This is a genomic window from Lachnoclostridium sp. Marseille-P6806, assembly GCF_900625025.1.
GTDB lineage: Bacteria > Bacillota > Clostridia > Lachnospirales > Lachnospiraceae > CAG-791.
Genome location: NZ_LR130577.1, coordinates 166,571 through 192,156, shown reverse-complemented (window position 1 = coordinate 192,156; position 25,586 = coordinate 166,571). Strand labels below are relative to the sequence as shown.

The following is a 25,586-nucleotide window of genomic DNA, read 5'->3' as shown; positions in this document are numbered from 1 at the left end:
AATGCCGCTTTAGTAACACAAAGCGTTAAAGCGTTGGCGCAGGGAAGCGCACGCATGGCGTCATCGATTTTGATCGCAAAGGAGAATTCGCCTGCGCGAAATTCTCCTTGCGAAGCCGCAAAAAACGCGGCAAGGGAGGTTAGAGATGAAGAGGGTAAAATTTGCAGCGGCGGTTCTTTCTGTTCTGACGGCAGTAAGTCTCGGGGCCTGCGGGGCTCCGGCAAAGGGAAGCTCCTACACGGTCGGAATCTGCCAGCTCGTGCAGCATCCGGCGCTGGATGCTGCGACGAAGGGCTTTCGTGACGCCATCGACGAAGCGCTTCCGGGACAGGTCACTTTTGACGAACAGAATGCGGCAGGCGATTCCGCGACCTGCACGACGATTGTCAGCGGCTTTGTCTCCTCTAATGTCAACCTGATTCTGGCCAATGCGACGCCGGCGCTGCAGGCTGCGACGGCTGCGACGGCGGAAATTCCGATTCTCGGGACAGCGGTTACAGAGTACGGCACGGCGCTCTCGATCGACGGCTTTGACGGCACGGTGGGCGGCAACGTCTCCGGAACGTCGGATCTCGCACCCCTCGATCAGCAGGCTGCCATCTTTGACGAGCTGCTGCCGGATGCGAAGAACATCGGTATTCTTTACTGCTCGGCGGAGCCGAATTCCGTTTATCAGGCCGAGGAGGTCAGGACGGCTCTCGAAAAAGCCGGGAAGACTGTCACGGTCTATACCTTTGCGGATTCCAACGATGTCGCCTCGGTCACACAGACGGCCTGTAATGACAACGACGCGCTGTACATCCCGACGGACAATGTGGCGGCATCCTGCACGGCGGCCATCGATAATGTGGCGCAGCCGGCGGGCGTTCCGATCGTCTGCGGCGAGGAGGGCATCATGGCCGGCTGCGGCATCGCCACGCTTTCCATCGATTATTATGAGCTCGGCAGAACGACCGGCGAGATGGCGGTGAAAATTCTGACCGGCGAGGCGCAGATTTCCTCCATGCCGGTGGAATATTATCAGAATCCGGTCAAGGAGTATGACGCCGATCGCTGTGCCGCCCTTGGCATTACCGTGCCGGAGGGTTATACGGCATACACGGCGGAGGAGTAAGAAAGGGACATTGGACTCATGGGCTATTTTGCATCTCTGAATCCGGCGACGCTGTTGTCCAGCATGCCGGCCGGCATCGCACAGGGGCTGATCTGGGGCGTGATGGCGCTGGGCGTCTATATCACGTTCCGTCTTCTTGATATCGCGGATCTTTCGGTCGACGGGAGCTTTACGACGGGGGGAGCGGTCGCGGTCATGCTGATCCTTGCGGGCTGGAATCCATGGGCCGCGCTCCTTGCGTCGCTTGTTGTCGGGCTTCTGTGCGGTACGGCGACGGGGATACTTCATACTCTGCTGGGAATCCCGGCGATTCTTGCGGGGATACTGACTCAGTTCGCGCTTTATTCCATCAATCTTGCGATTATGGGGATGAAAGCCAATCAGGCGGTCAGCGTCGATAAGTTTTCCCTGTCGATCAGCTCGCGCAGGGTTCCGCCTGCGATCGCCACCGGCGTGCTGCTGATTTTTGTCATCATCTGCATTCTGTATATCTATTTCGGGACGGAGAGCGGGTCGGCCATGCGGGCGACCGGCTGTAATCCGGAGATGAGCAAGGCGCAGGGAATCAACATCGGATTCATGAAGATTCTGGGGCTTGCGATCAGCAACGGCGTCGTCGCCTACGCGGGCGGGCTGATGGCGCAGTTTCAGGGCTTTGCGGATATCAACATGGGGCGCGGCGCGATTGTCATCGGGCTCGCGGCGGTCATCATCGGGGAGGTTCTGGGCGAGGCGCTGCTCGGCAAATATCTCAATTTCTTCGGCAGGCTGAGCTTTGTCGCGCTGGGCGGCGTGATTTACTATCTCGTCGTCGTGCTGGTGCTCTGGATGAAGCTCAACTCCAATTATCTGAAGCTCCTCACGGCCGTCGTCGTCGCAGTGTTCCTTGCGGTGCCGTATCTGCGTTCCCACTCGAAGGCCTCCTTTAAGCGAGCGGAGAAAAATGCAAGACGGGCGGATGGAAAAGGCGGCAGAAGCGCGGAGAAAGGGGAGGAACCATGAGTGCTGCGATGCTGGAGCTGAGGCACATCAGCAAAACCTTTAATCCCGGAACCATCAATGAGAAGCGCGCGCTGTGCGGCGTGGACCTCGTTCTGGAGGAGGGCGACTTTGTCACCGTGATCGGCGGGAACGGCGCAGGCAAATCCACGGTGCTCAATGCGATTGCGGGCGTCTGGCCGGTGGATGAGGGCTCGATTCTTGTGGGAGGAATCGACGTCACAGGGCTGCCGGATTATAAGAGGGCGGCCCTCATCGGAAGAGTGTTTCAGGATCCGATGACAGGGACGGCGGCAACCATGCAGATCGAGGAAAACCTTGCTCTCGCGGCGCGGAGGGGAAAACGGCGGGGGCTCCGCTGGGGCGTTACCCGCGCGGAGCGCGAGGAGTACCGGGAGCGCCTCCGGATTCTCGAGCTCGGGCTGGAGGAGAGAATGACGGCCAAGGTAGGGCTTCTGTCCGGCGGACAACGGCAGGCGCTGACTCTCCTTATGGCGACGCTCCGGAAGCCGAAGCTGCTGCTTCTTGACGAGCACACGGCGGCGCTCGATCCGAAGACCGCGGAAAAGGTGCTGAATGCGACGGAAAAGGTCGTAGGGCAGGAGCATCTGACCACACTGATGATCACACACAACATGAGGGACGCGATTCATCACGGCAATCGTCTCATCATGATGAATGAGGGAAAAATCGCGCTGGATATCCGGGGCGAGGAGAAGAAAAATCTGACGGTGGAGGATCTGCTCCACAAATTCAGCGTGGCGACGGAGGAGGAGTTTTCCAATGATCAGGCGCTGCTGAGCAGATAGAGAGGGCGCATGAATCAGAATCACGGAGTCCGGCGGGACGGGCTTGCCGGCGCACTGCTGACGCTTGTCGGGGGCATGAGCTGGGGAGCCTCCGGAACGATGGGACAATATCTGTTCCATCATGAGCATATGGACAGCCGGTGGCTGGTGCCGATTCGTCTGGGCTGTGCGGGGGTGATTCTGTTTGTCTGGTGCTTTCTGCGGGAGAGGGAGCTGTTGTTTCGGCCGTGGAAAAACCGCCGGGACCGGGCGCATCTCCTGATTTATGGAATTCTTGGCGTCACATTCTGTCAGTTCACGTATTTTCTAACCATTCAATTTTCCACGGCGGTGATCGGAACCATTATGCAGGAGCTTTCGCCGGCCCTGATTCTGGCGGTGACCTGCGTGATCCGGCGGCGCAGGCCGGAACGGTTCGAGCTCATCAGCATCCTGCTGGCGCTGGCCGGCGTTCTGCTGATCACGACGCACGGGAGCTTCGGAGCCCTCCGCATTCCGGCGGCAGCGCTGACGGCGGGGCTGATCAGCGTATGCTGCGTCACTGTTTACAACATGGAGCCGATTGTCGGAGAATACCCGGTCACCGTGCTCCAGACATGGGCGTTTCTTCTCGGGAGCGCGGTGACGGCACTGCTTTTCCGTCCGTGGCGCGCGGCGTATACTCCTACGGCGGCGGGCCTTTTCGGGATTGCATTTGTCGTACTTGTAGGCAATGTTCTCGCCTTTACGGTCTATATGAAAGGCGTGCAGATGATCGGCCCGCAGAAAGGGATTCTTTACGGCTTTTCGGAGCCGGTCACGGCGGCCCTTATCGGGACACTGTTTCTCGGCAATCCGTTCACGGGCTGGGACGCGGCGGGCTTTGCCTGCATCTTCGCGATGATGGCGATCATTTCCGCGAAGCCGCAGGAAACAATTTCTTGAAAAGCCTGTGCTGCTCGCATATACTTACTTCAGGTCAGATCACAGGCAAATAATTGCGGCGCGTGCTTCGCACTAAAGTGCTTCGGCATGGAGGATTGTTATGAAGAAGTTTCTGGGGGAATTCAGAGAGTTTGCTCTGAAAGGCAACGTCATGGACATGGCGGTCGGCGTGATCATCGGCGGCGCGTTTCAGTCCATCATCACGGCGCTGATTGAAAATATCATCAATCCGCTGATCGGACTGGTGTTTCAGACCGATTTCAGCAATGTCGCCATCAAAATGACGGACAACGTTTCGCTGGGAATCGGCGCGTTTATCTCTGCGGTTATCAATTTTATCCTGATGGCGTTTGTTCTGTTCTGTATCGTAAAGGCCATCAATTCGGTCAAGGCGAGAGCGGAGAAGCTGCAGAAGAAAGAGGCGGCAGCGGCCGCTCCGGCAGGTCCCACGACGGAGCAGCTTCTCGCGGATATTTTGAAAACTCTGAAAGAGAAGAAATAAGACGCAGTGGCGGGGACGGCAGTGACAGGCTGTCCGATGCGGCCTCCGTGAGCGCAGGAAAAAGCGGATCCGCCTGTATTAATTTTGAAAAGAACGCCCGTCAGGGAACGCCGATCCGGCGCCTCTGGCGGGCGTTTTCAGAATCCGTAGTCTGTATCAGCGCCCCACATGTACGGCGCCGGTCTGCCGGATTCCCATGACATAGATGTTTTCCCGACCGAAGAAGTCGGTCATGAAATCGACGTATTCCGCTGTGTGCTCTTTCGGAATAACGGCCATGATGACGCCGGCGAAGCCGCCGCCGTGGATGCGGGCGACGCCTTTTCCGATCCGGCCGGTAAAGATCTGGGTGAGAGCAAGGGCGAGCGGAATGGACTGCTCGGAGCTGTCATTGATGCAGTAGACGTTCTGCAGCCAGTCCCATGAGGAGCGGCCCGATTCCTCAATAATGGAGAGAAGCTGCTTCGCATCCCCCCGGGTCAGAGCGGCGGCCGCCTGATCCACGCGGCGGCACTCTTCAAAGTAATGAAGCGCTCGGAGAATGGCGCGGTCGTTGCCAAGCTTTTTCCGGATGGCGGGAAGACCGGCGAGGAGCGCTTCCTCACTGGCGCCGCAGAGATTGTCTGCCCCGAGCTCGTGAGCGACGGAGCGCATTTCGAGCGGGATGGAGGAGTATTCCGCGCTGAGATCCGCGTGCCCCTTTCCCGTGTTGATGATGACTTCATCATAGCCGATCTGGTCAAAGTCAAAATCCACTTTTTTACACTGCACGCCGTCGGAGAAGTCGAGGAGTATCGTTCCGCCGGCGGCGCAGGCCATCTGATCCATGAGGCCGGAGGCCTTGTTCCAGAAGTGGTTTTCCGCATACTGCCCCATGCGGGCATAGTGCGCGCAGTCAATGACGCCGTCGTTGAAGAAAAAGTTTACGATGGAACAGACCAGCATTTCAAACGAGGCAGAGGAGCTTACGCCGGCGGCGCTGATGACCTCCGTGGAGACATAGGCGTTGAAGCCGCCGATCCGGTAGCCGAAACGGATGGCCGCGGTCATGATGCCGCCGACGAGAGAGATGCTGCCCTGATTCTTCGGTACTTCATCGAGCTTTGCCGTGTCGACGACGATCGGCCGGTCATAGCCTTCGCTGATGATGGTGATGACGGTGCCGTCCGTTTTTGCCGCGGCAGCGATGGTGTCCAGCGAGATGCTGGCGGCGAGAATCCGGCCCCCGTTGTGGTCGGTGTGGTTGCCGATGATTTCCGTGCGTCCCGGCGCAGTGAAAAACTCGGGCTCGGCTTTGCCGAATTGCTTTTCGAATGCGGCGGCGAGGTTTTCGTAGCGGGTTTCAGCTCTTTCGGCATCCGCACCGTAAATGCATCCCAGAGCTTCTTTGGAAGGAAGTGTCATAGCGTTGTTCTCCTTGCAGATATGTGAATGAGCACTATACTGCTACCTATTATACGTTGTTTTGCTGCGTTCGGTTATCTGCAAAAATCATTCTTTTGCGCAAATTCGACCATATTTGAGACGGGAGTTTGAAATGAGTTCTGAAACAGCTCATGAAATGGAGCTTATCAATGCGCTGCATCGGCAGGGAGAGGCGTCGTATCCGTTCCACATGCCGGGGCACAAGAGGCGCGCGGCGGGGCTTCTCCCGGAGGAGCTGCCGTACCGGATCGATTTTACGGAGATTCCGGGCACCGATAATCTTCATGAGGCGGACGGCATCCTGCGGGCTGCCATGGAACGGACGGCGCGGCTCTGCGGGGTGCCGTGGAGCCGTTACCTTGTGAACGGGAGCACCTGCGGGAACCTCGCGGCCATTGCGGCGGCGGTTCGGCCGGGGGGCGAGCTGATTGCCGCGCGGAACTGCCATCGCTCGATCTGGCATGCCGCGGAGCTCCTTGATCTTGCGGTGCATGTTGCCGAGCCGCCCGAGGATGCGGAATTTCATGTGTCCGGATCGGTGAACCCCGGGGAGGTGCAGCGGCTCCTCGTCCGTTTCCCGAAGACGGAGGCGGTTGTTCTTACAAGCCCGACCTACGAGGGCGTGCTCTCGGACGTCCATGCCGCCGCGGAGCTCTGCCACGAGAGGGGGATTCCCCTGATCGTGGATGAGGCGCACGGGGCGCATCTGGGACTGTGTTTTCCGGGGGGAGGACGCTCCTGTGACTACGGATTTCCGGACAGCGCCTCGCATCAGGGAGCGGATGTGGTTATTCAGAGCGCACACAAGACGCTGCCAGGCCTTACGCAGACCGCATGGCTCCATCTTTGCAGCGAACGCTTTCTGAGCCCTGCGAAGCTGGAGCATCAGCTCGATATTTTCGAGACGAGCTCGCCGTCTTATCCGCTGCTTTGCTCGCTGGACAGCTGCACCGGCTTTCTCCTGCGGGAGGGACGGGGCCTCTTTGAGCGCTGGGAACGGGCGCTTCGGAACTTCCATGAAGAAGCGAAAAAATTCCGGCGGCTGCGTGTGCTCTGCTGCGGCGGAGACAGCAGAGAACGACACGGCTTTTTCGGCTTTGACCCCTCCAAGCTCTATATCAGCGGGCGGGGTGCGGGGCTTACCGGTGCGGAGCTGGCGGCCTGCCTGCGGGAGCGTTTTCATTTTGAAATGGAAATGACCTGCGGGGACTGTGTGCTCGCAATGACAAGTCCGATGGACAGCCCGGAGGCGCTTGCCGCGCTTGCGGCGGCTCTGCGCAGGGTTGACGATGACGGGGGCGATGCGGTATCCGCGTATCGGCCCGGCGCCGGTTTCGCCTCCTCTTGTTCCGACGGGAGAATGTCCGCGGCAGTGGGAGAAACAGTGCCGGAAATCACGGAAATGGAGCTTTCTGTGCTGAAAGAGGCCGTGCCCGGACAGCGCTTCCGGCGTTTTCGGCCGGCATTGGAGCAGCCGGCGGAGAGGGTTTCTCTCTCCGCTGCGCAGGGCCGGCAGAGCGGAGAATATCTGTGGTGCTACCCGCCGGGCGTCCCGATTCTTCTGCCGGGCGAGGAGATCAGTGAAGCAAGGCTGTCCTCCATCCGGCGCCTTGCGGTTGCGGGGACGGAATTTCACCGTGCGGGGAGAGCGGAGCAGATGAAGAAAAAACAGGAGCTTCAATGAATGGAAAGGCAGGGGCTATAATGTGAGTATCGATATCGTGCCAAACGGATATTCCACCGGTATTTTTTATGCCGGATGAAGCGGTTGCAGAGAGGAGGAAAAGTATGAACGAGATCATCAAAGCCATGGAGGAGCGCAGGAGCATCCGGAAATTCAAGCCGGATATGCCGGAGAAAAAGGATATTGATCAGATCATCGAGGCGGGCCTCTATGCGGCGAGCGCAAAAGGCAGGTAGTCGGTGACCACGGTGGCGGTCACGAACCGGGAGCTTCGGGACCGGCTGTCGGCGGACAACTGCAGGATCGGCGGCTGGAAGCCCGATTTCGATCCGTTTTACGGTGCGCCGGTGATTCTGGTTGTCCTTGCGGAAAAGGACTGGGCGAACCGGGTGTTTTACGTGGAGTGAGCCGCGCGCGGGGAGGGGCGGCTGCGCCCATGGGGATAAGTCCTTTGCACTGCTTCGCCGCCGGTGGCAGCGAAACAGTCCTGTCAGATGTCAGAATGTCCGCTCGTACAAGTACGGCGTCCATTCTGCCGCCTGACAGAGGACGTATGCGAAACATGCTTCGACTTTTTACAGGACAAAACCCGCAGGGCTTTGCTTTATGATATACTTATCCCAGTCGCCGGGGGTTCGGCGGCAGTGTGATTTTCTTCAGGGAACAAGGGATGAATACACAGGATCTTATCGATGCCGGCGGAGAAATTCTGAATGCAGTCACCGATGCCGTTACGCGAAATGATTACAGTCAGCTGAACAGCACGCTCCGGGAGCGTGTGAATGATGTTGCCCGCAGCGTATATCCGCGGAGCGAGGCGCAGAAAAACACAGAGGACTGGAAAAAACGCTATGAAGAGCAGCATAAGGGCGGAAAGCAGCAGCGCTTCCGTCAGGACTACCGCACGGCTTATCGCTCCTCTGCCTCTTCTTTCCCGTCGGCGTACGGGGACGGGCGGACCGGGGTGCCCGCGGCTTCTCCGGGCGGCTTTTTTATTCAGAAATCGCCCGGCCGCACCAAGGGAATCGTGTATTTTGTTCTGGGGCTTCTGTGGGCGATTGTCAGCGCTCCGCTCGCGGTCTTCATGCTTATGCTCGCCGTGGGATTTCTGGCGGCGCACAATTCAGCCGGCATCATCGCCTCTCTGATCGCGGCCGGGGTGTCCGCCGGGGGACTGGCAGGCTCCATCGCTCTTATGATAAAGGGAAACCGGGAACGGATTCTTGTAGATCACTATTATCTCTATGGAAAGCTGCTGGAAAAGAAAGAATTTTTCAGCATCCGGGAATTTGCTTCACGGGCCGGGATCGCGGAGAAAAAGCTCCGTGCGGAGCTCGCGCAGATGATCCGGCGGGGCTATCTTCCGAAAGCCCGCATGGATGCGGGAGAGACGACGCTTATGCTGACGGACAGCGCCTATGCGCAGTACCGGAGTGCAGAGGAGAGCCGCGCGGCGCGGGAGCAGCAGGCCCGCGAGAAGCAGCAGAAAGAACAGCAAATCTACGGAGAGCTTCCTGCGGAGGCCGCGGCCGTTCTGAAAGAGGGGGGCGAGTATATCCGCTCCGTCCGGGAGGCCAACGACCGTATCCCTGACAATCAGGAAATGTCGGAGAAGCTCTATCGTCTTGAAAATATTATGAACCGCATTTTCGCGCAGGTGCGAAAGCACCCGGCGAGCGCGGGCGAGCTCCGCCGCCTGATGGACTACTATCTGCCGACCACGGCAAAGCTGCTGGGGGCCTACGTGGAGCTGGACAAGCAGCCGGAGGTCACCAACGTGGTAAAGACACGGCATGAAATCGAACAGGCGATGGATACGATCAACGACGCGTTCGAGAAGCTTCTCGACAGCCTGTTTCAGGATCTGGCGTGGGATATTTCGTCGGATATTTCCGTGATGAAAACGATGCTGGCACAGGACGGTCTGACTCCCGGGAAAATGACTTCTTCGGAGAAAGAGCCGGTCCCGGTGCCGTTTGGAGCTTCGGAGCAGAAAGCGGAGGCTTCTGCTCTGCATATGGAGGCCGACACCGACGGTTCGGCGGCGGAGCGCTGAGCACGCACGGACAGCGGTGCAGCTGCCGCAGCGCTGTGAAAATGATTTTCCGGGAAGGAGACGAAAAATGACGGAAGAGTTTAAGGAATTTGAGGAACAGGCCCCCACGCTGGAATTCGGGACTGCGCCGCAGGAGGAGCAGAAACCGGCCGCGCAGGAAATCGTCAGGGCGACGCCGGAAACGATGCTGAAAGATGCGGAGTCTGTTCTCTCAAAAACGGAGCTCGCGCAGGTCGACGCCTTTGTGAAGCAGATTGATATCGCCAATTCGGCGGCGATCATGAACTACGGCGCGGGAACGCAGAAAAAGCTCGCGGATTTCTCGGAGAGAGCGCTGGACAACGTCCGGACAAAGGACATGGGCGAGACGGGCGAGATGCTGACCCAGCTTATCACACAGCTCAAGGATTTCAATGTGGACGGGGAGCAGAAAGGCTTCATGGGGCTGTTCCGCAAGGCGGGGAACCGGGCGGAGGAGCTGCGCGCCAGATACAGCAAGGTCGAGACCAACGTCACCACGATTTCCACGGAACTGGAAAAACATCAGGTCACGCTTCTCAAGGATGTGGAAGTGCTCGACCGCATGTATGAAATGAATCTCAATTATTTCAAGGAGATGACCATGTATGTCCTTGCGGGCAAAAAAAAGCTCGCGGAGGTGCGCACCGGGAAGCTCGTGGAGCTCCAGAACAAGGCTGCGCAGACAGGGCTTGCGGAGGATGCGCAGGCGGCAAAGGATCTGGCGGCGCAGTGCGATCGCTTCGAGAAAAAAATCTATGATCTTGAGCTGACGCGGACGATCGCGATGCAGACGGCTCCCCAGATCCGTATGGTGCAGAATTCCGACACCATGATGGCGGAGAAAATTCAGTCCACGATCGTCAATACGATTCCGCTCTGGAAAAATCAGATGGTTATTGCCATGGGCGTGGAGCACGCGACACAGGCGGCCCGCGCAGAGCGGCAGGTCAACGATATGACCAACGAACTGCTGAAAAAGAACGCGGCGGCGCTGAAAGTCGCCACGGTGGAGAGCGCAAAGGAGGCGGAGCGCGGTATCGTCGATATTGAGACGCTGCGCCAGACCAATGAGACGCTGATCTCGGCGATGGACGAGGTCATCACGATCCAGAAAGAGGGCAAGCAGAAGCGTCACGACGCCGAGCTTGAGCTTGCGGATATCGAAAATCAGCTCAAGGCCAAGCTCCTTGAAGCGGCGAGAGGGTGATCTGATTCGGGAATGATCTGCTTTATGCCGGTGATTGCAGCCGCAAAGCGGCTCGGCACTCTGCACCCCGACGCAGGGTGCATGCGGCGCGCGCCTCGCACAAAGTGCTTCGGCATGGGGAATGACAGGAATGAGCAGCAAAAAAGTGGTTATGGTCGTCGACGCGCAGGGAGGCGGCCTCGGCAAACAGCTTATCACAGCGATCAGAAAAGCATTGTCTGATATTGATATTCAGATTCTGGCGGTCGGAACAAATTCAACGGCTACCGGCGCCATGCTGAAAGCGGGTGCGGACGAGGCGGCGACGGGGGAGAATGCCGCCCGTGTCGCGAGCAGAAAGGCAGATGTTATCATCGGTCCGGTCGGGATGGTGATCGCCGATGCCATGCTGGGGGAAATCACCCCGATGATTGCCTGCACGATTGCACAGGCGGCGGCAAAGCGGATTATGATACCGTTCAGCAGCTGTGACAATTATATCGCGGGGGTGTCGGATTTCAGCACCGGCCGTCTGATGGCGGAGGCTGTGCAGCAGCTCAGAATTTATCTGACCGAGGAATGATTGCACAGGATAAAGGAGAGAGATGACGGATTATGAAAAAGCCGTTGTTCTCTGGCGTCAAAAAAACATACAGAACGATGCGGAGCTTGCGGAAGCGCTAAGCAGTCACAGCATTGTGTTTGCCTATCATTCCGGCAAAATAGAGAATGACCGCATTACGTATCATGATACCAGAGAGATTTTTGATCATGACGGCGTCACCTCCTACACCGGGGATCTGCGGACTCTTTTTGAAATTCAGAATGCCAAAAATGCCAATGAGCTGTTTCTCGTATCATTCCGTGACAAGCGTCCTATGAACGAGGCTTTTATCAGGGAGCTGCATCAGGTGCTGACGCAGGCAAGCTATGACACCCGCCGGTGGCAGATGGGTGAACGCCCGGGCGAGTATAAGCATCATGATTATGTGACCGGCAGGGAAGAAATCGGTGCGGCCCCGGAGGATGTGCCGGAAGAGATGGATGAGCTGCTCGCAGAGCTGCAGGATGTTTCGGAGGAAAATGCACTGACGGCTGCGGCGTATTTCCACGCAAAGTTTGAGAACATCCACCCTTTTGCCGACGGCAACGGCAGATGCGGCCGTCTTGCCATGAACTATTTTCTTGTTCTTCATAATCACCCTCCCATTGTGATTCATGAAGAGGACCGAAAGGCATATTATACGGCGCTGGAAGAGTGGGATACTCATCAGGAACTGACTCCCTTATGTGCGTTTCTGAAAGAGCAGACCGCAAAGACATGGGAAAAGCAGGTCGGGCGCGCCGAACGGCGAAAACGGGGCTGAAGCAGGTGCGGGAGAAGTCCGACGGACATTGACAAACCCCGGAGCTCGTATGTATTATTAAAAAGCAGCGGAACAGTGCCGCAACATGTATCAGAAATCTGTTTGTATAAAGAAAAGAGGTAATTCCTATGAAGCACATCGAGACTCTGAATACCCGTGACCTTGCGGCGAGCCTGCAGAACGGCGGCTGCGGCGAGTGCCAGACTTCCTGCCAGAGCGCCTGCAAGACGAGCTGCGGCATTGCGAATCAGCAGTGCGAGAAGTGTATGGAGGACTGAGGGATTTCCTGACGGCACAGAGTATTTACCATACGTGTACAGCAGACTGCCATATCCTCGGGATGGTTGTATTCCGGGGACATGGCAGTCTGTTGCTGTGTGGCTTTGCGGCTGTCGTTTTCATGTCTGCTGCTTTCATCCGAAGCGTTCATCAGAGAAAGAGGAATTTTGCATTTTATGATCCATCAGTATAAGCTGAACGGCTACAATATTGTTCTCGACGTATTCAGCGGCAGCGTGCATGTCGTTGACGATATGTCCTATGACGCCATTGCGCTCCTTGATGCGGGGAAGACCGAGGAAGAGACAAAGACGCAGCTTCTCTCGGCGCTCAGCCGCTACAACAGCGCGATCCCGGAGGGAGAGGAGAAGTACGGTGAGCAGGATCCGGAGGAGGTTCTTGCCGAGATCGCACGGATCCGGGAACAGGGGAAGCTGTTCACGGAGGATATTTATGAACCGGAGGCCTTTGATTTTAAGAAGCGGAGCACCGTTGTCAAGGCGCTCTGCCTCCATGTCGCGCACACCTGCAATCTGAACTGCAACTACTGCTTTGCCGCGCAGGGAAAGTTTCACGGGCAGGCAGGGGTGATGCGCTTCGAGACCGGCAAACGGGCGCTTGATTTTCTGATTGAAAATTCCGGGACACGCCGCAATCTTGAGGTTGATTTCTTCGGCGGCGAGCCCCTGATGAACTTTGAGGTCTGCAGGGAATTGGTCGCCTATGCGCGCTCCGTTGAACGGGAGCACAACAAGAACTTCCGCTTTACGCTTACGACGAACGGAATCGGCATCACGGACGAGGTGATCGAGTGGGCAAACCGTGAGTGCGGCAATGTCGTCCTGTCCCTCGACGGACGGAAAGAAGTCAATGACCGCTTCCGCAGGGATATCTCCGGAAAAGGAAGCTACGATACGATCGTGCCGAAGTTTCAGAAGCTCGTTGCGGCCCGCGGCGGCAAAAATTACTACATGAGAGGGACATTCACGCATTACAATCCGGATTTTACGGAGGACCTCTTCCACATGGCGGACGATCTGGGCTTCACCGAGCTCTCCATGGAGCCGGTGGTGGCAAAGGAGGGGGACCCCTCGGCGCTGACCGCGGAGGACCTCGCGATCGTTTCGGAGCAGTATGAGCTGCTGGCAAAGGATATGCTCCGCAGGAAGAAAGAGGGCAGACCGATCACGTTTTATCACTATATGCTCGATCTGTCCGGCGGGCCCTGCGTCTATAAGAGAATCTCCGGCTGCGGCTCCGGAACGGAGTACATGGCGGTCACGCCGTGGGGGGACCTGTATCCCTGCCATCAGTTTGTCGGCGAGGAGGCGTACCGGCTGGGGGATATCTGGAACGGCGTCACGAACACGGCGCTCCGGGACGAGTTCAAGCTCTGCAATGTCTATGCCCGTCCCGACTGTAAGGACTGCTGGGCGAAGCTCTACTGCTCCGGCGGCTGCGCGGCCAACGCGATGCACGCGACCGGTGATATTCACGGGGTGTACCGGCAGGGCTGCGACCTGTTCCGCAAACGTATGGAATGTGCGATCATGATGAAAGCGGCGGAGAGCCGCTGAAAGGCTGAGATAAGGCGGATCGGGTTGGATACCCGGTCCGTTTCACGTATAATAAAAAACAAATGTCAGCTGTTTTGAAAGGAGATCGGTATGGATATTCAGAAAATCTGCGGACACTGCGATCATACGCTGCTCAGGGTTGACAGCACATGGGAGCAGATTCAGACGCTCTGCGACGAGGGCGTGCAGTACCATGCGGCGAGCGTCTGCATTCCGCCCTGCTACGCGGCGGAGGCGGTGAAATATCTGAACGGGCGTCTTCCGGTTACGGTCGTGATCGGTTTTCCGAACGGGTACAGCACCACGGCGGCCAAGGTCTGCGAGGCGGAGGAGGCTGTCCGGAACGGCGTGAGCGATATCGACATGGTGATCAATGTATGCTATGTGAAAGACGGGCGCTTTGATCTTGTCGAGGAGGATATCCGCGCCGTGCGCGAGGCGACAAGGGGACATGTGCTCAAGGTCATCATCGAGTGCGCGCTTCTGACCGATGAGGAAAAAATCCGTCTGTGTGAGATCGTGACAAAGACGGGCTGCGATTATATCAAGACATCGACCGGCTTTGCCGTGCGCGGCGCGACGCCGGAGGATGTGAAGCTCCTCCGGGCGCATGTCGGGGTGGAGGTAAAGGTCAAGGCGGCCGGCGGAATCCATACGCTGGAGGAGGCGGAGCTCTACATGAGCCTCGGCGCGGAGCGTCTGGGAACCAGCTCCATCATCAAAGAGGTGGTCCGTCTGCAGGATATCGAGGGCTTCCTGCAGACGAACACCAATATTGACAGGGGCTGGGACCCGCAGCTGTAAGGCGTCAGTCGTCCACGTCGAAGCTTTCGAGCGCGCTGCTTTTCTTCGCCGGCCGGATATCGCCGTGCCGCACCTGCGTCATGGTGAGGAGAGCCGCAGCGGAGAAGAGGAGCGCATAGGGGAAGAGCGTCCGATAGGACACATGCTCCAGCAAAAAACCGGAGAACACCGGCGTAAAGATCTGCGCTGCCATGGAGAATGTGTAATAGGTTCCCGTAAATTTGCCGATGTCCGCGCCGCGGCTCATTTCGACGACCATCGGGTAGGAGTTGACGTTGATCGCGGCCCAGCCGATGCCGATGAGGCCGAAGAGGAAATTCAGCCAGAACGCGTATTCCGTGACAAAGGCCGCCGTCATATAGCACAGAAGCATGAGGACGATTCCGATTAGGATCGTCCTTTTTCGTCCGATCCGGCTGGAAATATGGCCGATCGGGATATAGGAGGCCACTGCGGCGAGCGTCGCCACGAGCAGGCAGCTCGCGTAGCCGCCGTTCCGCATCTGCCATACGTTCTCCGCATAGCGGGAGAATGCGGTCGTCACCGCGTTGTAGGCGGTGAACCAGAGGAAGATGGAGAGAAGCAGGAATATCATGCTCCGCTTCACATCAGCCGGCATAGCCGCGGCGGGACGGGTGCCTGCACGGTCCTTTCCCGCTTTCTGCGGGGAAGCGGCTGTGCCTTTGGCGGAGCCGGCGTCTTCGATAGTCTGTACTTCCGTATCCTCGGGATGCGCCTGCCGGTAAAGGCGGATCTCCTCGTTGACCTGCTGCTTTACGCGGTGCTCACGGATGGTCAGAAGAAGCACGGCGACAGCAACAACCATCAGCAGCGCGACGCTGCCAAAGAGGGGAAGATAGTCGGTGCGGCCGGTGGAGGAGAGCGTTCTGCCGGAAAGAAGACGGATCATGACAAGGGCGTAGACCGCGCCGACGGTGCCCATCAGATTGATGACGGCGTTTGCCTTGGAGCGCAGAACATTCGGCGTGAGATCCGGCATCAGGGCGACGGCGGGGGAGCGGTACAGTCCCATGGAGATCAGCGCGCCGAAGAGGACGATGAGAAACAGCGGAAGACTGGCGGCCCGGTCGGCCAGAGCGATCAGGATATAGAACGAGACAGCCAGAACCGTACCTGCGGCGATAAACGGCATGCGGCGGCCCAATTTTGTATCGACCCGGTCCGAGATGCTGCCGAGGAGGGGAAGAAGAAAGAGGGCGAGGACATTGTCCATTGCCATGAGGCTTCCGGTGACGGTTTCTTTCAGCCCGAACGTATTCTGCAGCATCAGGGGAATGATGTTGTCGTAGGTCTGCCAGAAAGCGGAGATCGAAAGAAAGGCAAGTCCGATGAGAATGGTGCGCCGGTAATTGAGCTTCATGAGAATGAAAACCTCCGTATGGGCATATGAGTGAAAAGAGAAAAAAGTGCCGGACGCGCTCCTTTCCTCAGGCCGTACGGCACTCTGTGCCGAGCGCGCGCAGAATGGTTTCCGCCGCGAAGCCGAAGCCGTCGACCGTCCCGAGATCTCTGCCCTTTTCGACGCCGCAGCCGTACATCAGAAGCGGAACATATTCGCGGGTATGATCCGTATGGGCGGAAAAGGACGGATCGCAGCCGTGATCGGCGGAAATGACCAGCAGATCATCCTCGCACATGCTGTCCATAAAAATCGAGAGCCATGCATCGAAGTCCGTGACCGCCTGCGCGTAGCCGTCGATGTTTCTGCGGTGGCCGTAGAGCATGTCGAAGTCCACAAGATTGACAAAGCAAAGGCCGCTCCAGTCGTTCCGCGCTGCAATCTCATCGGTGGTGATGAGGCCGTCCAGATTTCCGGTGGTCCGATGCGATTCGGTGAGGCCCTGTCCGTTGAAGATATCGCCGATTTTTCCGACGCCGATTACGTCCCTGCCGGCATCCCGGAGGATATCCAGCATGGTCGGAGCCGGGGGCGAGAGTGCGTAGTCGTGCCGCCGCTCCGTGCGGCGGAAGCTCTTCCGGTCGGTACCCTCAAAGGGGCGGGCAATGACGCGGCCGACGGCGAGATCGCCCGTCAGCATATTCCGTGCGATTTCACAGCAGCGATACAGCTCTTCGACCGGAATCTGACTCTCATTCGCCGCGATCTGAAAGACGCTGTCGGCGCTGGTGTAGACGATCAGCGCATTTTCTCTCAGCGCCTGTTCCCCGTACTCCTCGATCACCTTTGTGCCAGAATAGGGGCGGTTCACGATACAGCGGTGTCCGACCGCCTTTTCAAAGGCGGCGATGAAGTCCGCGGGAAAGCCCTCCGGGAAGACGGGCATGGGCTTTGCGCTGACAAGACCTGCGAGCTCCCAGTGGCCGATGATGGTGTCTTTTCCGGCGGAGAGCTCCCGGAGACGTCCGTAGGAGCCGGCACATTCGCCGGACAGGGCGTCCAGAAAGGCCGGCTGCGCCTCCTCGGTGCCCTCAATGGCAAAGAGGCCGAGCCGCGCGAGATTCGGACAGAACAGACGCGGACTCCCCGAGACTGCACGGAGAGTATCGGAGCCCTCGTCCCCGAACGCGGCGGCGTCCGGGGCGGCGCCGATGCCGAAGCTGTCCATGATCATGAAAAAAACGCGTTTTGCGGTGGAAATATCTGATTTCATACGTTTTACAGAATGTGAATGCTGCCCAGAAGCGGAACCTCTTTTTTCTGCCCCTGCGCTGCGCCGATGATCGCGATAATCCAGCAGACAAAAACAAAGATTCTGCAGATCCAGCCGATGACCGGAACAAGGCCGACCAGTCCGAAGAGATTGATGACGAGGGACTGATTCAGATGAAAGCGCAGATACGGATCGTTCCGGTCCCCGGCAAGAAAGGCGATCAGAAGACCGATCCATGTAATATAGGCGACAATGCCAAATGACGTACTATTGGAAGAAACGGGAGCGCCGTTTTCGCTCATGACCTCACCCTCCACATGCTCATAATGTGTTTTTGCTTCTTCTGCGCGGCGGTTGCCGTCAGGCGCTTCTGCCGCGCCGTCCTGCGCCGGTGCGTCCTCGCCGGAAGTCCCTGCGGCGCTGCCCTGCGGCTGCTCATCCGTCTTGGGAGCGGCGGCTTCTGCCTCGGCTGCGGTCTCATCCTTTACGGCGGTTTCTTTCTTTTCAGCAGCGAAAGGGGCGCCGCAGTTCGCACAGAATTTTACGTCATCTTCGGCAGGGGCGCCGCATTGATTACAGAGCTTCATAATGATTTCCTCCTGTTTCGGGTGCTGTGGTGGACGGTTCCGGATACTGCTGTCTTTTATAGTACCATATCCCGGCCATGATAAACAGCGCCGAGGAGCAGATGGAAAGCAGCGCGCCGGCGCGGAATCCCGGCGTGCGGTAACGGAATTCGATGCGGTGCTCTCCCGCGGGGACAAGGAGCAGCATCATGCCTGCGGAATCGAGAATTTCCGTCTCCGTGCCGTCGATGTATGCCGTCCAGCCCTCGTCATTCGGCACGCTGAAATAGACGGCGCGGTTCTGCTCATAATCGGCGGTGCAGGAAAAGCCGCCCGTGCTCCGGGTAAAGTCCGATACCGCGTTTTCGGCGTTGCGCGCGCAGTAATCGAAGATGGAGCGTTCGAAATCGGTTTCCGCGACGCTCCGCAGGGGAGCGAAGTCTGCCGCCTCTTCCTCCTTATCCGGGTCGATGACGGCGCAGTCCAGCATCGCGATCCCGCGCAGGCTGAGGTCAAGACAGCGGAGCTCCTCACGGGAGATGGTGTTCTGCACGGCGTAGCCGATGAGAGAGGCGGGGAGACTGACAATATAGTAGGTCTTTCCGCGGATCTCCAGAGTTTCAAGAGCGGAGGCGGGATCCGAAACGGAATCCGAGAGAAGGTATCCCGCGCCGAGGAGCTCGCGCAGCCCGGGAACCTGTGTGACGTCCATCCGCAGGGTGGGGGAGTAGTAGTCAAAGACCTCGTCAAAGCGGGTGACGGCGTGGGAAACCGTGGAGGAAAAGCTGCCGGTTCCGGCGGCCTCCCCGGTGAGCGTAAGGACGTTGTCATTCGTCGTGTACCGGTACTGCGGATTGTGCACACGGAGCTCCGTGCCCAGAAGATAATCCGTGAGATATGTCTCCGGCGCCTGATCCTCCCGCAGATAAAAGCGGATGGAAAGAAAGGTGGTGACGAGGGCAGAGAGCGAGATTCCTATGGTGAGGAACCGTATTCCGGCGGCCCGGTGCTTCGGAAGCATGCGCAGGAAAATCGCGGCGGCGCAGATTCCGAGGGCGGCGATCACCGAGAACAGGGTGAGCCGCAGGCTGTGGTACACGAGGGTTTCCGGCCAGAAGCTTCCGGGGAGCCGCATGAAGCGCGCGGCAAGATACAGGAGCAGTATGAGGAGAAGATTGACCGCGGCGGATGCCCGGACGGGATAATCCTCCGGCCGGCACAGCACCCGGACGGAGGCGAGGACGCACATCAGGGCGAGGGCGTACCACCAGCGCTTGTAATCCGCTGAAAACAGGGCGAAAGCCGAGGACAGGATCGGAACAAAGGAGCAGAGCAGGAGGAGGCCGAGCAGGGCGCTCAGACGGTCTCTCCGGCGCAGCATGTAGGCGAGCACAAGCGTCATGCCGATGAGAGGCAGGTAGCAGGAGGCCGAATCATAATTGAACGGAAAGATCGCGCTCTGATCCGACATGGCCTCGGCGGGCATGAGGAGGCCTTTCAGATACATAAGAGAAAAGCGGAACGGGTAAAAAAAGCTGTCCCTCGTGAGCGGGAAAAGCGAGAACGCCCGGGGACTGGAGCGGACATAGAGAATGCTGGGGACAAACAGAAAACCGGCCATGGAGACGCCGAGAACGCCGCTGGCCAGAAGACGAAGCGCGGCGCGGAGCTTTTCTGCCGGTCTTCGCCGGAAGCGCAGCAGAAAATAGAGCAGGAGAAAAAACACGTCCTGCACAAAGCAATAGTAATTATTGACGCAGTTCAGGGCGACGGCTGCGGAAAAAAGAAGAAAGCCGGGGAGCGTTCTGCGGCGCGGCGCGCCGCGGCCGGGGGAGAGACTCTGATCCCGTTCTCCCATAGCGCTTTCAAGAGCGATGAGGAGGAGAGGGAACAGAGCGGCCGCGTCGTGAAACTGATAGATCAGATTCACGCTCTGGAAGCCGCAGAATGCGTAGAGAACAGCGCCGAGCTGCGCAAAGCACCGGTTCTTTCGGGAGACAAAGCGTCGGAAATAGAGATAGGAGAACGCGCCGGCCGCGGTGTAGCGGAGAATATAGAGAGGGCCGGCAAGGTAGGGGATCGCGGGGGCGGGGAACGGTGCGATGAGCCAGAAAAACGGGCTCCCGAGACCGTAGAAAGAAAACCCCGGGATGAGGGCGGTGCCGAGATCCAGATTCCAGACCCAGCTGTCCCATCCGCCGGAGAACAGCGTGTTTCGCATGGCGGCAAAGAAAGGGAGCTGCTGGACGTTGAAGTCGTCGCTGAGCGAAAAGAAACCGCCGTTTTTCAAGATATACCAGCCGAAAGAGAGGGCGGAGAGGAGAGCGCAGAGCGCGGCCGTGCGGAGCAGACAGATATCGGAGGCCGGCCGCAGCGGACGCGGGGCCGGGCGCTTTGGATGTTGCGGCGAACGGTACATAGGCGAAAGCTCCATAAATTATTTATGCTTGACGGCTCTTATGATTCACGGTATATCCGTGCGGTCCGGGAGGCGGCGTCCGCGGGCGGCGGTGCAAAGCAGTGCGTCCGCGATCCGGGAGGCGCCGCGGCCGTCGGTGACGGTGCGCATGCGGGCGGACTGCGCTCTGCGGGCGTCGAGGCTTCCCGGCGCCGCCGCGGTATGAATCCAATGAAGAATCTCCGGGAGACCGGTGCAGCAGGGGACGGCGCCGAGCCGGTCAAACGCGGCGGCCTGTGTCTTCTGGTTGTCTGCCATACAGAAAGAAACGGCGGGCACGCCCACGGCGCAGAGCTCGCAGAGCGTCGTACCTGCGGCGGTTACGGCGAGGTCGCAGGAGGCCATGAGAGCCGCCATGTCCTCAACATTTTCGTGAAAGCAGAGGGAGGGAAAGCGCTCTGCGAGCGCCATAAGGCGGCTTCGGTGTATATTCCGCGCGCCGGAGACCATGTGAATGCAAAGCGGTGCGGAAAGGGCCCCGCCGGACAGTCTGCGGTCCGTATTTTTCCCGAAGCCGGCGGCGAGCGCCTCCGCGAGGCGTCCGGTTATGTCCAGAGGGTCTGTTCCGCCGGTGGTGATCAGAACGTCGCGCACGATCTCTCTTACATGGTACGCGGCGCCGGCTGCGGCAAATTCCGGCCGGAGCGGGGCGTACTGCGGACCGGCAAGGAGCTGTTCCGCGGAGCGGTAAAAGGCGGAGGGCGGCGCGGGGTCATAGTTTACGACGAGCGCCGCCGGGTAATCAAAGAGCATCAGATCATCGAGATAACAGACCGGGGCAAGCCCGGAGAGAAAACGCAGCCACTCCTCTGTCAGAGAATAGGAATCGACGAGGAGAAGCTCCGGAAGCTCCGGCCGCGCGTAGTCCGCGGCGTTTTCCTTTGGGGCGCGGTAATCTGTCCCGGTGATATACACGGGGAAACGGGAGGAAAACTGGCGGAGGAGGGCGGCGCTCTCTTCGTCGGAAACATAGAAAACGACCTCGGCACGATCCGTCAGCGCATCGGCGACGGTGAGACAGCGACGGAGATGTCCGGTTGCGATTTCGGCGTTGCCGTCGGTGCGGACGCCGATGCGGATCATAGGAAATCTCCTTCCTGCAGAGGCTTTCCGCGGAAAAGATCCCGGGCGGCCACGCGGCCGAGAACACGGCCGAGCTCTTTCGGAGGCAGGCCGTCCCCGGGGCGGATGGACCGGATGTTGTCCGTGGTGAGCGCTTCGCCCGCGCGGATATCCGCCACCACGAAGAGAGAGCGGACGCCGGAGCGCTCCGCCTCCTGCTGGGGCGTGAGAGCGTAGTCGGAGAGGCCGAGCGCTTTCTCGACAATGCGGATATCGGCTGCCATCCGCGCAAACTCCTCCGGCTCCATGGAGAATGCGCCATCCGGGCCGCCGTCGGCGCGCCGGAGAGTGAGGTGCTTTTCCACCATGCGGGCACCCAGCGCAACGGCAGCCACAGCGGCGGCGGAGCCGGGTGAATGGTCGGACAGTCCCGTAATCACCCCGTATTCCTTTGCGAGCGTGGGAATCATATTGAGATTCATATCTTCGTAGGGCGTGGGATAGGCGCTCACGCATTTCAGGAGAACGAGCCGGTCGTTGCCCTCGGCGAGACAGGTCTCGAGGGCAAGACGGATGTCGTCCGCCGTCGCGACGCCGGTCGCAAAAATGACGGGCTTTCCTTTCTGCGCGATCTCGCGGATGAGCGGAATGTCCGTAATTTCATAGGAAGCAATTTTGTAGGCCGGCATATTCATGTCTTCCATGAAGCGGACCGCAGTCGGATCAAAGGGGGAGGAAAAACAGTCGAGGCCGAGCGCGGCCGCCTCCTCGCAGAGCTTCGGCTGCCACTCCCACGGGGTATAGGCCTCCTCATAGAGGCGGTGCAGCGTGGTGCCGTCCCAGAGAGTCCCTCCCGTGATGCGGAAGCAGGGCTCGTCGCTGTCGAGCGTGATGGTGTCGGCGGTATAGGTCTGGAGCTTGATGGCGTCGGCTCCGGCCTCCTTTGCGGCGCGGAGGATTTCCAGAGCCCGGTCATAGCTTTGAAGATGGTTCGCGGACATCTCCGCGACGATGTACACCGGATCATCCTTTCCGATGTGGTGCGAGCCGATGCAGATCTGCCGGCGGGGTGCTTTGCTGAGCGTCATATGAGCTTGTCCTTTCAAAATCTTTCAGAGCGTTTCAAAGCGGCATTTCTGCAGATATTCCGCCGCGCCCCATGCTTCGCGCGCCGTGAGGACGGAGCCGTCGGCTTTGCCGATATAGACGGCGGGGAGCCCTTGTATGAACTGCGGGGCGAGGCAGAGCGTGTAGCCGCCCGCGAGGTCATAGACGACGCGGTCGCCGGGGCGGAGAGCGGGGGCGTCCGTCTCCTCAAAGAGGCGGTCGTATTCCATGCAGGTGTAGCCGCAGATCATCTGCCGCGGCACGATCTCCCGGTCATGATCGAGATAGACGGTGTGGTGAGGATAGCGCCGCCGCGTTACCTGCGGATTGAGATGGACGCGGCCCCCGTCGGTGACGGCGAAGACTTCGCCGCGGAGCCGCTTCACCTCCCGCACCGTGGTGACAAAGCTCGAGCAGCGGGAGACGAGAGAGACGCCCGGCTCGAGGATGAGCGTCGTGGCTTCCGGATTAAAGAAGCGGGACAGCTCGGAGGCAATGGCAGGAATATAGTCCCGAAAATCCGGTCTGCCGGGTACGCCGCCCCAGAAGCCGCCGCCCAGATCGACGTAGCTGAGTGTCAGGCCGAAAGCGTCCCGGAGCTCCCCGGCAAAGCGGGCGAGAGCGCGGAAGCCGGCGACAGAGCGGGTGTGCGTCGTGCAGTGGAGGTGGAGGCCGCAGATTTCGACATCCGGGAGCTTTCGGAGGCGGGCGATCACATCCGCGAGCCCGCCGTCCTCATAGCAGTAGCCGAAGCGGCTTGTCTCTTCACCCGACGACGTTTCCCCGGGGACGAGGCGGTGCATGTCGCAGTTGACGCGCAGACCGACACGGCGCACGGGAGCGTCCGCGCCGACCGGAGAGCTGTTTTCCAGATGCGCGATCTCCTTCTCGGAGTCCAGATTCACGAGTCCTCCGGCTCTGAGGATCGCATCCGAGACGGCGGCGTCCTTGATGGGACCGTTGTAAATCATCTGCGACGGCGCAAAGCCCGCGGCCCGCGCGATTTCGTACTCAAAGTCCGACACGATCTCCGCCCGGAGCCCCTGACCCTTAAGATGGGAGAGGAGCCACGGGAGGGAATTGGTCTTGACGGAATAGCCGACGGCGGCGTTTTTCCAGTGCGTCCGGAGAAGCTGCCGCAGAACGGCGACGTCCTCGTCGAGAACCGTCTCGCTGATGTAGTAGTAGGGAGTTTTCAAATTCTGCCTCTTTTCCGGCTGCCGTCCGGGCCCTGTATTTTTACGATTCCAAGTTACGCGTCTGAGGAATGCGCCGCATCGAACGCCGGATGGAGACGGCGGTATTTTTCCTCGGCGATGCGCCAGTCCTCCGGCGTGTCGATATCCTGTACCTCCTGCTCGCCCAGAATGAGCGGCGCGAGATCCTCGACATCGGTGGTGAGATCGCGGAGGAAAGCCTCCGTCCTGCAGCAGTAGAACTGGCCGCAGTCATGATAGAAGCGCTCGAGGTCCTGCGATCGCGCGTTCAGATATTCGGGGAAGCACCGGACAAGGCGTCCCTCCCGGATCACGACGGAGCGTTGGGGCGGATAGGAATAGGCGACGACCGGCATCACCGACTCGTGTGCGTCAAGAAGCGCCATGGCCTCCCGGAGACGCGCGGGGGTGAGGAACGGCGCAGTCGGATAGAGGCAGGCGAAGCGGTCAAAGCGCCGGCCCTCCTGCGCATACCGGTCCAGCACTTCGGCGATGACCTCATCGGTGGAGGCATAATCGCCGGCTGTTTTTTCTGAGCGGAGAAAGGGGACGGCTGCGCCGGAGCGCCGTGCGAGCGCCGCGATTTCCGCATTGTCGGTGGACACCATGACCTCGTCAAAAACGCCGGAGCAAAGGGCGGCTTCAATAGAATACAGCAGGATGGGCTTTCCGCAGAATTCCTGAATGTTTTTGCGCGGGATGCGCTTGCTGCCGCCGCGGGCGGTGATCATCGCGAGTGAGCTCATGCGGGGGTTCTCCTTTCTGGCAGCTCCTATTTTATCACACTCTCAGAAGCCCCGGAAACGCCGCAGATCCTCCGCCAGCATCCTTGTGCGCAGAGCGGCCCCCTCCTCGCTGCAGTGGTATACCGTGTCGTAGAAGTATTCCTCGGGGTACAGATAGGCCGCGGGATCGCTGATGTAAGGGATGCCGGCGGCGCTCTCCTCATTGGCCGCGAGCGCGCGCAGGTCCTCCGCGGTGCCGACGAGCGCTTTGTCAAGAAGCGGCGGCGCGGTGAAGACGAGCTGTGCGCCGTGTTTTTCGACAAAGCGCCGGTAACGCCGCAGATACCGGGCGGTGTCGTCCGCGATGCGGCTGTCGGTCACATCCTGCGGATTAGCGTTCTCCGCGTCGGGATCGTAGTGCAGGGAGCCGGAGGGGCGGGAGAGAATCAGGCGGCCCTCTTCATCAAAGAGCGTTCCGCGGATGTCCTCGCCGGGATCCGCGGCATACTGCGCCTTTTTCTCCCGGAATGTTCCGAGATAGCCGATGAGCTGCGGCCAGATCCGCAGCGGGATATGGCGGTACATGGACAGGTGACTGTCAAAGCCGGACAGCACCATATCGGGGCCGACGGTATCAAAATTATCCTCTTTGTTCCAGCCGTACTCGTAGGCGGCGATGACGATGTCGCCGGGGCCGATGTTCGCTTTGGAGAGCTCCGTGGGGATCACGTCGCCGAAGCTGGCATACAGGCCCAGATTCACGACCGGAAGACCGGTTTCCTCCTCGAGCAGCGCCTCGTCTATGCCGTAGGTAGCGCTGCTCCCCCCGAGAATGATGATTTTTGGGCTTCCGGTCCGGAGAAGCTTCCGGTAGCGCACCTGAATTTCGCTCTGATAGCTGTGATCGAAGACGTCTGCCGGGCGGGCGACGAGGAAGAGAAATATGCCCGCGACGGCGCCGAGTGCGAGAGCGGAAACCGACAGGACGTAGAGGAGGAAGCGGAGCAGGTTTTTATGCGCCGGCGTGCGGCTGCGGGACAGATGCCTCATGGTTTTTTCCTAGTATTTATT

General features: G+C 59.3%; 25 protein-coding genes. 15 read left to right on the top strand and 10 right to left on the bottom strand.

Annotation, left to right across the window (positions count from 1 at the left end):
* The first annotated feature begins 145 nt into the window (after window positions 1-145).
* From E0E20_RS06430 to mscL, 5 genes are all read left to right on the top strand, one after another.
* On the top strand, window positions 146-1,114 hold the full coding sequence (locus E0E20_RS06430; RefSeq protein ID WP_130837383.1) for an ABC transporter substrate-binding protein: 969 nt from the start codon (window positions 146-148) through the stop codon (window positions 1,112-1,114).
* Window positions 1,115-1,132: 18 nt separating this feature from the next.
* Window positions 1,133-2,116, top strand: a complete 984-nt coding sequence (locus E0E20_RS06425) for an ABC transporter permease (RefSeq protein WP_130837382.1) — start codon at window positions 1,133-1,135, stop codon at window positions 2,114-2,116.
* An 8-nt stretch (window positions 2,117-2,124) separates the two neighbouring features.
* Window positions 2,125-2,922 (top strand): ABC transporter ATP-binding protein, encoded by a 798-nt coding sequence (locus E0E20_RS06420; protein ID WP_130837464.1) that lies wholly within the window; start codon window positions 2,125-2,127, stop codon window positions 2,920-2,922.
* A 9-nt stretch (window positions 2,923-2,931) separates the two neighbouring features.
* A complete protein-coding gene (locus E0E20_RS06415; RefSeq protein ID WP_130837381.1) occupies window positions 2,932-3,846 on the top strand; it encodes a DMT family transporter in 915 nt (304 codons plus the stop codon).
* A 100-nt stretch (window positions 3,847-3,946) separates the two neighbouring features.
* Window positions 3,947-4,348: a large conductance mechanosensitive channel protein MscL gene (gene mscL / locus E0E20_RS06410; RefSeq protein ID WP_130837380.1), complete on the top strand. Its 402-nt coding sequence runs from the start codon at window positions 3,947-3,949 to the stop codon at window positions 4,346-4,348.
* Window positions 4,349-4,504: 156 nt separating this feature from the next.
* Here mscL and E0E20_RS06405 read toward each other — a convergent pair whose 3' ends face one another.
* Window positions 4,505-5,752, bottom strand: coding sequence for a galactokinase (locus E0E20_RS06405; RefSeq protein ID WP_130837379.1), 1,248 nt, complete (start codon window positions 5,750-5,752; stop codon window positions 4,505-4,507).
* 133 nt (window positions 5,753-5,885) lie between these two features.
* On the opposite strand from E0E20_RS06405, the gene E0E20_RS06400 reads away from it, so the two are divergent.
* From E0E20_RS06400 to deoC, 10 genes are all read left to right on the top strand, one after another.
* Complete coding sequence (locus E0E20_RS06400; protein ID WP_130837378.1) at window positions 5,886-7,457, top strand: aminotransferase class I/II-fold pyridoxal phosphate-dependent enzyme; 1,572 nt, start codon at window positions 5,886-5,888, stop codon at window positions 7,455-7,457.
* Window positions 7,458-7,561: 104 nt separating this feature from the next.
* Window positions 7,562-7,693, top strand: a complete 132-nt coding sequence (locus E0E20_RS14170) for a nitroreductase family protein (RefSeq protein ID WP_242622684.1) — start codon at window positions 7,562-7,564, stop codon at window positions 7,691-7,693.
* A 3-nt stretch (window positions 7,694-7,696) separates the two neighbouring features.
* Window positions 7,697-7,864 (top strand): hypothetical protein, encoded by a 168-nt coding sequence (locus E0E20_RS14165; protein WP_242622683.1) that lies wholly within the window; start codon window positions 7,697-7,699, stop codon window positions 7,862-7,864.
* A gap of 263 nt (window positions 7,865-8,127) precedes the next feature.
* Window positions 8,128-9,513, top strand: a complete 1,386-nt coding sequence (locus E0E20_RS06390; protein WP_130837377.1) for a 5-bromo-4-chloroindolyl phosphate hydrolysis family protein — start codon at window positions 8,128-8,130, stop codon at window positions 9,511-9,513.
* 67 nt (window positions 9,514-9,580) lie between these two features.
* Window positions 9,581-10,741: a toxic anion resistance protein gene (locus tag E0E20_RS06385; protein ID WP_130837376.1), complete on the top strand. Its 1,161-nt coding sequence runs from the start codon at window positions 9,581-9,583 to the stop codon at window positions 10,739-10,741.
* A 130-nt stretch (window positions 10,742-10,871) separates the two neighbouring features.
* The gene (locus E0E20_RS06380) at window positions 10,872-11,303 is read left to right on the top strand and encodes a DUF3842 family protein (RefSeq protein ID WP_130837375.1); all 432 of its coding nucleotides are present in this window, start codon (window positions 10,872-10,874) and stop codon (window positions 11,301-11,303) included.
* 22 nt (window positions 11,304-11,325) lie between these two features.
* Window positions 11,326-12,087 (top strand): Fic family protein, encoded by a 762-nt coding sequence (locus E0E20_RS06375; protein WP_130837374.1) that lies wholly within the window; start codon window positions 11,326-11,328, stop codon window positions 12,085-12,087.
* A 128-nt stretch (window positions 12,088-12,215) separates the two neighbouring features.
* Window positions 12,216-12,365, top strand: a complete 150-nt coding sequence (scfA, locus tag E0E20_RS06370; RefSeq protein WP_130837373.1) for a six-cysteine ranthipeptide SCIFF — start codon at window positions 12,216-12,218, stop codon at window positions 12,363-12,365.
* Window positions 12,366-12,542: 177 nt separating this feature from the next.
* The gene (gene scfB, locus E0E20_RS06365; RefSeq protein WP_130837372.1) at window positions 12,543-13,943 is read left to right on the top strand and encodes a thioether cross-link-forming SCIFF peptide maturase; all 1,401 of its coding nucleotides are present in this window, start codon (window positions 12,543-12,545) and stop codon (window positions 13,941-13,943) included.
* Window positions 13,944-14,033: 90 nt separating this feature from the next.
* On the top strand, window positions 14,034-14,747 hold the full coding sequence (deoC, locus tag E0E20_RS06360; protein WP_130837371.1) for a deoxyribose-phosphate aldolase: 714 nt from the start codon (window positions 14,034-14,036) through the stop codon (window positions 14,745-14,747).
* Between the two features lie 4 nt (window positions 14,748-14,751).
* Here deoC and E0E20_RS06355 read toward each other — a convergent pair whose 3' ends face one another.
* From E0E20_RS06355 to E0E20_RS06315, 9 genes are all read right to left on the bottom strand, one after another.
* Complete coding sequence (locus E0E20_RS06355) at window positions 14,752-16,128, bottom strand: MFS transporter (RefSeq protein ID WP_130837370.1); 1,377 nt, start codon at window positions 16,126-16,128, stop codon at window positions 14,752-14,754.
* Between the two features lie 67 nt (window positions 16,129-16,195).
* Window positions 16,196-17,380, bottom strand: coding sequence for a phosphopentomutase (locus tag E0E20_RS06350; RefSeq protein ID WP_130837369.1), 1,185 nt, complete (start codon window positions 17,378-17,380; stop codon window positions 16,196-16,198).
* Between the two features lie 5 nt (window positions 17,381-17,385).
* Window positions 17,386-17,967: a DUF4870 domain-containing protein gene (locus E0E20_RS06345; protein ID WP_130837368.1), complete on the bottom strand. Its 582-nt coding sequence runs from the start codon at window positions 17,965-17,967 to the stop codon at window positions 17,386-17,388.
* The gene (locus tag E0E20_RS06340) at window positions 17,954-20,365 is read right to left on the bottom strand and encodes a YfhO family protein (RefSeq protein WP_165444011.1); all 2,412 of its coding nucleotides are present in this window, start codon (window positions 20,363-20,365) and stop codon (window positions 17,954-17,956) included. The genes E0E20_RS06345 and E0E20_RS06340 overlap by 14 nt, the downstream gene beginning before the upstream one ends.
* 45 nt (window positions 20,366-20,410) lie before the next feature.
* Window positions 20,411-21,487 carry a UDP-2,4-diacetamido-2,4,6-trideoxy-beta-L-altropyranose hydrolase gene (gene pseG / locus E0E20_RS06335; RefSeq protein ID WP_130837366.1) on the bottom strand — a complete coding sequence of 359 codons (1,077 nt, stop codon included), beginning with the start codon at window positions 21,485-21,487 and terminating at the stop codon, window positions 20,411-20,413.
* A complete protein-coding gene (gene pseI, locus E0E20_RS06330) occupies window positions 21,484-22,554 on the bottom strand; it encodes a pseudaminic acid synthase (RefSeq protein ID WP_130837365.1) in 1,071 nt (356 codons plus the stop codon). Before pseI ends, pseG begins: the two co-directional genes overlap by 4 nt.
* A gap of 24 nt (window positions 22,555-22,578) precedes the next feature.
* Window positions 22,579-23,772 (bottom strand): pyridoxal-dependent decarboxylase, encoded by a 1,194-nt coding sequence (locus E0E20_RS06325; protein WP_130837364.1) that lies wholly within the window; start codon window positions 23,770-23,772, stop codon window positions 22,579-22,581.
* A gap of 53 nt (window positions 23,773-23,825) precedes the next feature.
* Window positions 23,826-24,536: a pseudaminic acid cytidylyltransferase gene (pseF, locus tag E0E20_RS06320; RefSeq protein WP_130837363.1), complete on the bottom strand. Its 711-nt coding sequence runs from the start codon at window positions 24,534-24,536 to the stop codon at window positions 23,826-23,828.
* 42 nt (window positions 24,537-24,578) lie between these two features.
* Window positions 24,579-25,565, bottom strand: a complete 987-nt coding sequence (locus tag E0E20_RS06315; RefSeq protein ID WP_130837362.1) for a hypothetical protein — start codon at window positions 25,563-25,565, stop codon at window positions 24,579-24,581.
* Window positions 25,566-25,586 lie beyond the last annotated feature (21 nt).

Coding starts and splice junctions, on each gene's coding strand:
- E0E20_RS06430 (WP_130837383.1), top strand. CDS start 146: ATGAAGAGGGTAAAATTTGCAGCGGCGGTTCTTTCTGTTCTGACGGCA.
- E0E20_RS06425 (WP_130837382.1), top strand. CDS start 1,133: ATGGGCTATTTTGCATCTCTGAATCCGGCGACGCTGTTGTCCAGCATG.
- E0E20_RS06420 (WP_130837464.1), top strand. CDS start 2,125: ATGCTGGAGCTGAGGCACATCAGCAAAACCTTTAATCCCGGAACCATC.
- E0E20_RS06415 (WP_130837381.1), top strand. CDS start 2,932: ATGAATCAGAATCACGGAGTCCGGCGGGACGGGCTTGCCGGCGCACTG.
- mscL (WP_130837380.1), top strand. CDS start 3,947: ATGAAGAAGTTTCTGGGGGAATTCAGAGAGTTTGCTCTGAAAGGCAAC.
- E0E20_RS06405 (WP_130837379.1), bottom strand. CDS start 5,752: ATGACACTTCCTTCCAAAGAAGCTCTGGGATGCATTTACGGTGCGGAT.
- E0E20_RS06400 (WP_130837378.1), top strand. CDS start 5,886: ATGAGTTCTGAAACAGCTCATGAAATGGAGCTTATCAATGCGCTGCAT.
- E0E20_RS14170 (WP_242622684.1), top strand. CDS start 7,562: ATGAACGAGATCATCAAAGCCATGGAGGAGCGCAGGAGCATCCGGAAA.
- E0E20_RS06390 (WP_130837377.1), top strand. CDS start 8,128: ATGAATACACAGGATCTTATCGATGCCGGCGGAGAAATTCTGAATGCA.
- E0E20_RS06385 (WP_130837376.1), top strand. CDS start 9,581: ATGACGGAAGAGTTTAAGGAATTTGAGGAACAGGCCCCCACGCTGGAA.
- E0E20_RS06380 (WP_130837375.1), top strand. CDS start 10,872: ATGAGCAGCAAAAAAGTGGTTATGGTCGTCGACGCGCAGGGAGGCGGC.
- E0E20_RS06375 (WP_130837374.1), top strand. CDS start 11,326: ATGACGGATTATGAAAAAGCCGTTGTTCTCTGGCGTCAAAAAAACATA.
- scfA (WP_130837373.1), top strand. CDS start 12,216: ATGAAGCACATCGAGACTCTGAATACCCGTGACCTTGCGGCGAGCCTG.
- scfB (WP_130837372.1), top strand. CDS start 12,543: ATGATCCATCAGTATAAGCTGAACGGCTACAATATTGTTCTCGACGTA.
- deoC (WP_130837371.1), top strand. CDS start 14,034: ATGGATATTCAGAAAATCTGCGGACACTGCGATCATACGCTGCTCAGG.
- E0E20_RS06355 (WP_130837370.1), bottom strand. CDS start 16,128: ATGAAGCTCAATTACCGGCGCACCATTCTCATCGGACTTGCCTTTCTT.
- E0E20_RS06350 (WP_130837369.1), bottom strand. CDS start 17,380: ATGAAATCAGATATTTCCACCGCAAAACGCGTTTTTTTCATGATCATG.
- E0E20_RS06345 (WP_130837368.1), bottom strand. CDS start 17,967: ATGAAGCTCTGTAATCAATGCGGCGCCCCTGCCGAAGATGACGTAAAA.
- E0E20_RS06340 (WP_165444011.1), bottom strand. CDS start 20,365: ATGTACCGTTCGCCGCAACATCCAAAGCGCCCGGCCCCGCGTCCGCTG.
- pseG (WP_130837366.1), bottom strand. CDS start 21,487: ATGATCCGCATCGGCGTCCGCACCGACGGCAACGCCGAAATCGCAACC.
- pseI (WP_130837365.1), bottom strand. CDS start 22,554: ATGACGCTCAGCAAAGCACCCCGCCGGCAGATCTGCATCGGCTCGCAC.
- pseF (WP_130837363.1), bottom strand. CDS start 24,536: ATGAGCTCACTCGCGATGATCACCGCCCGCGGCGGCAGCAAGCGCATC.
- E0E20_RS06315 (WP_130837362.1), bottom strand. CDS start 25,565: ATGAGGCATCTGTCCCGCAGCCGCACGCCGGCGCATAAAAACCTGCTC.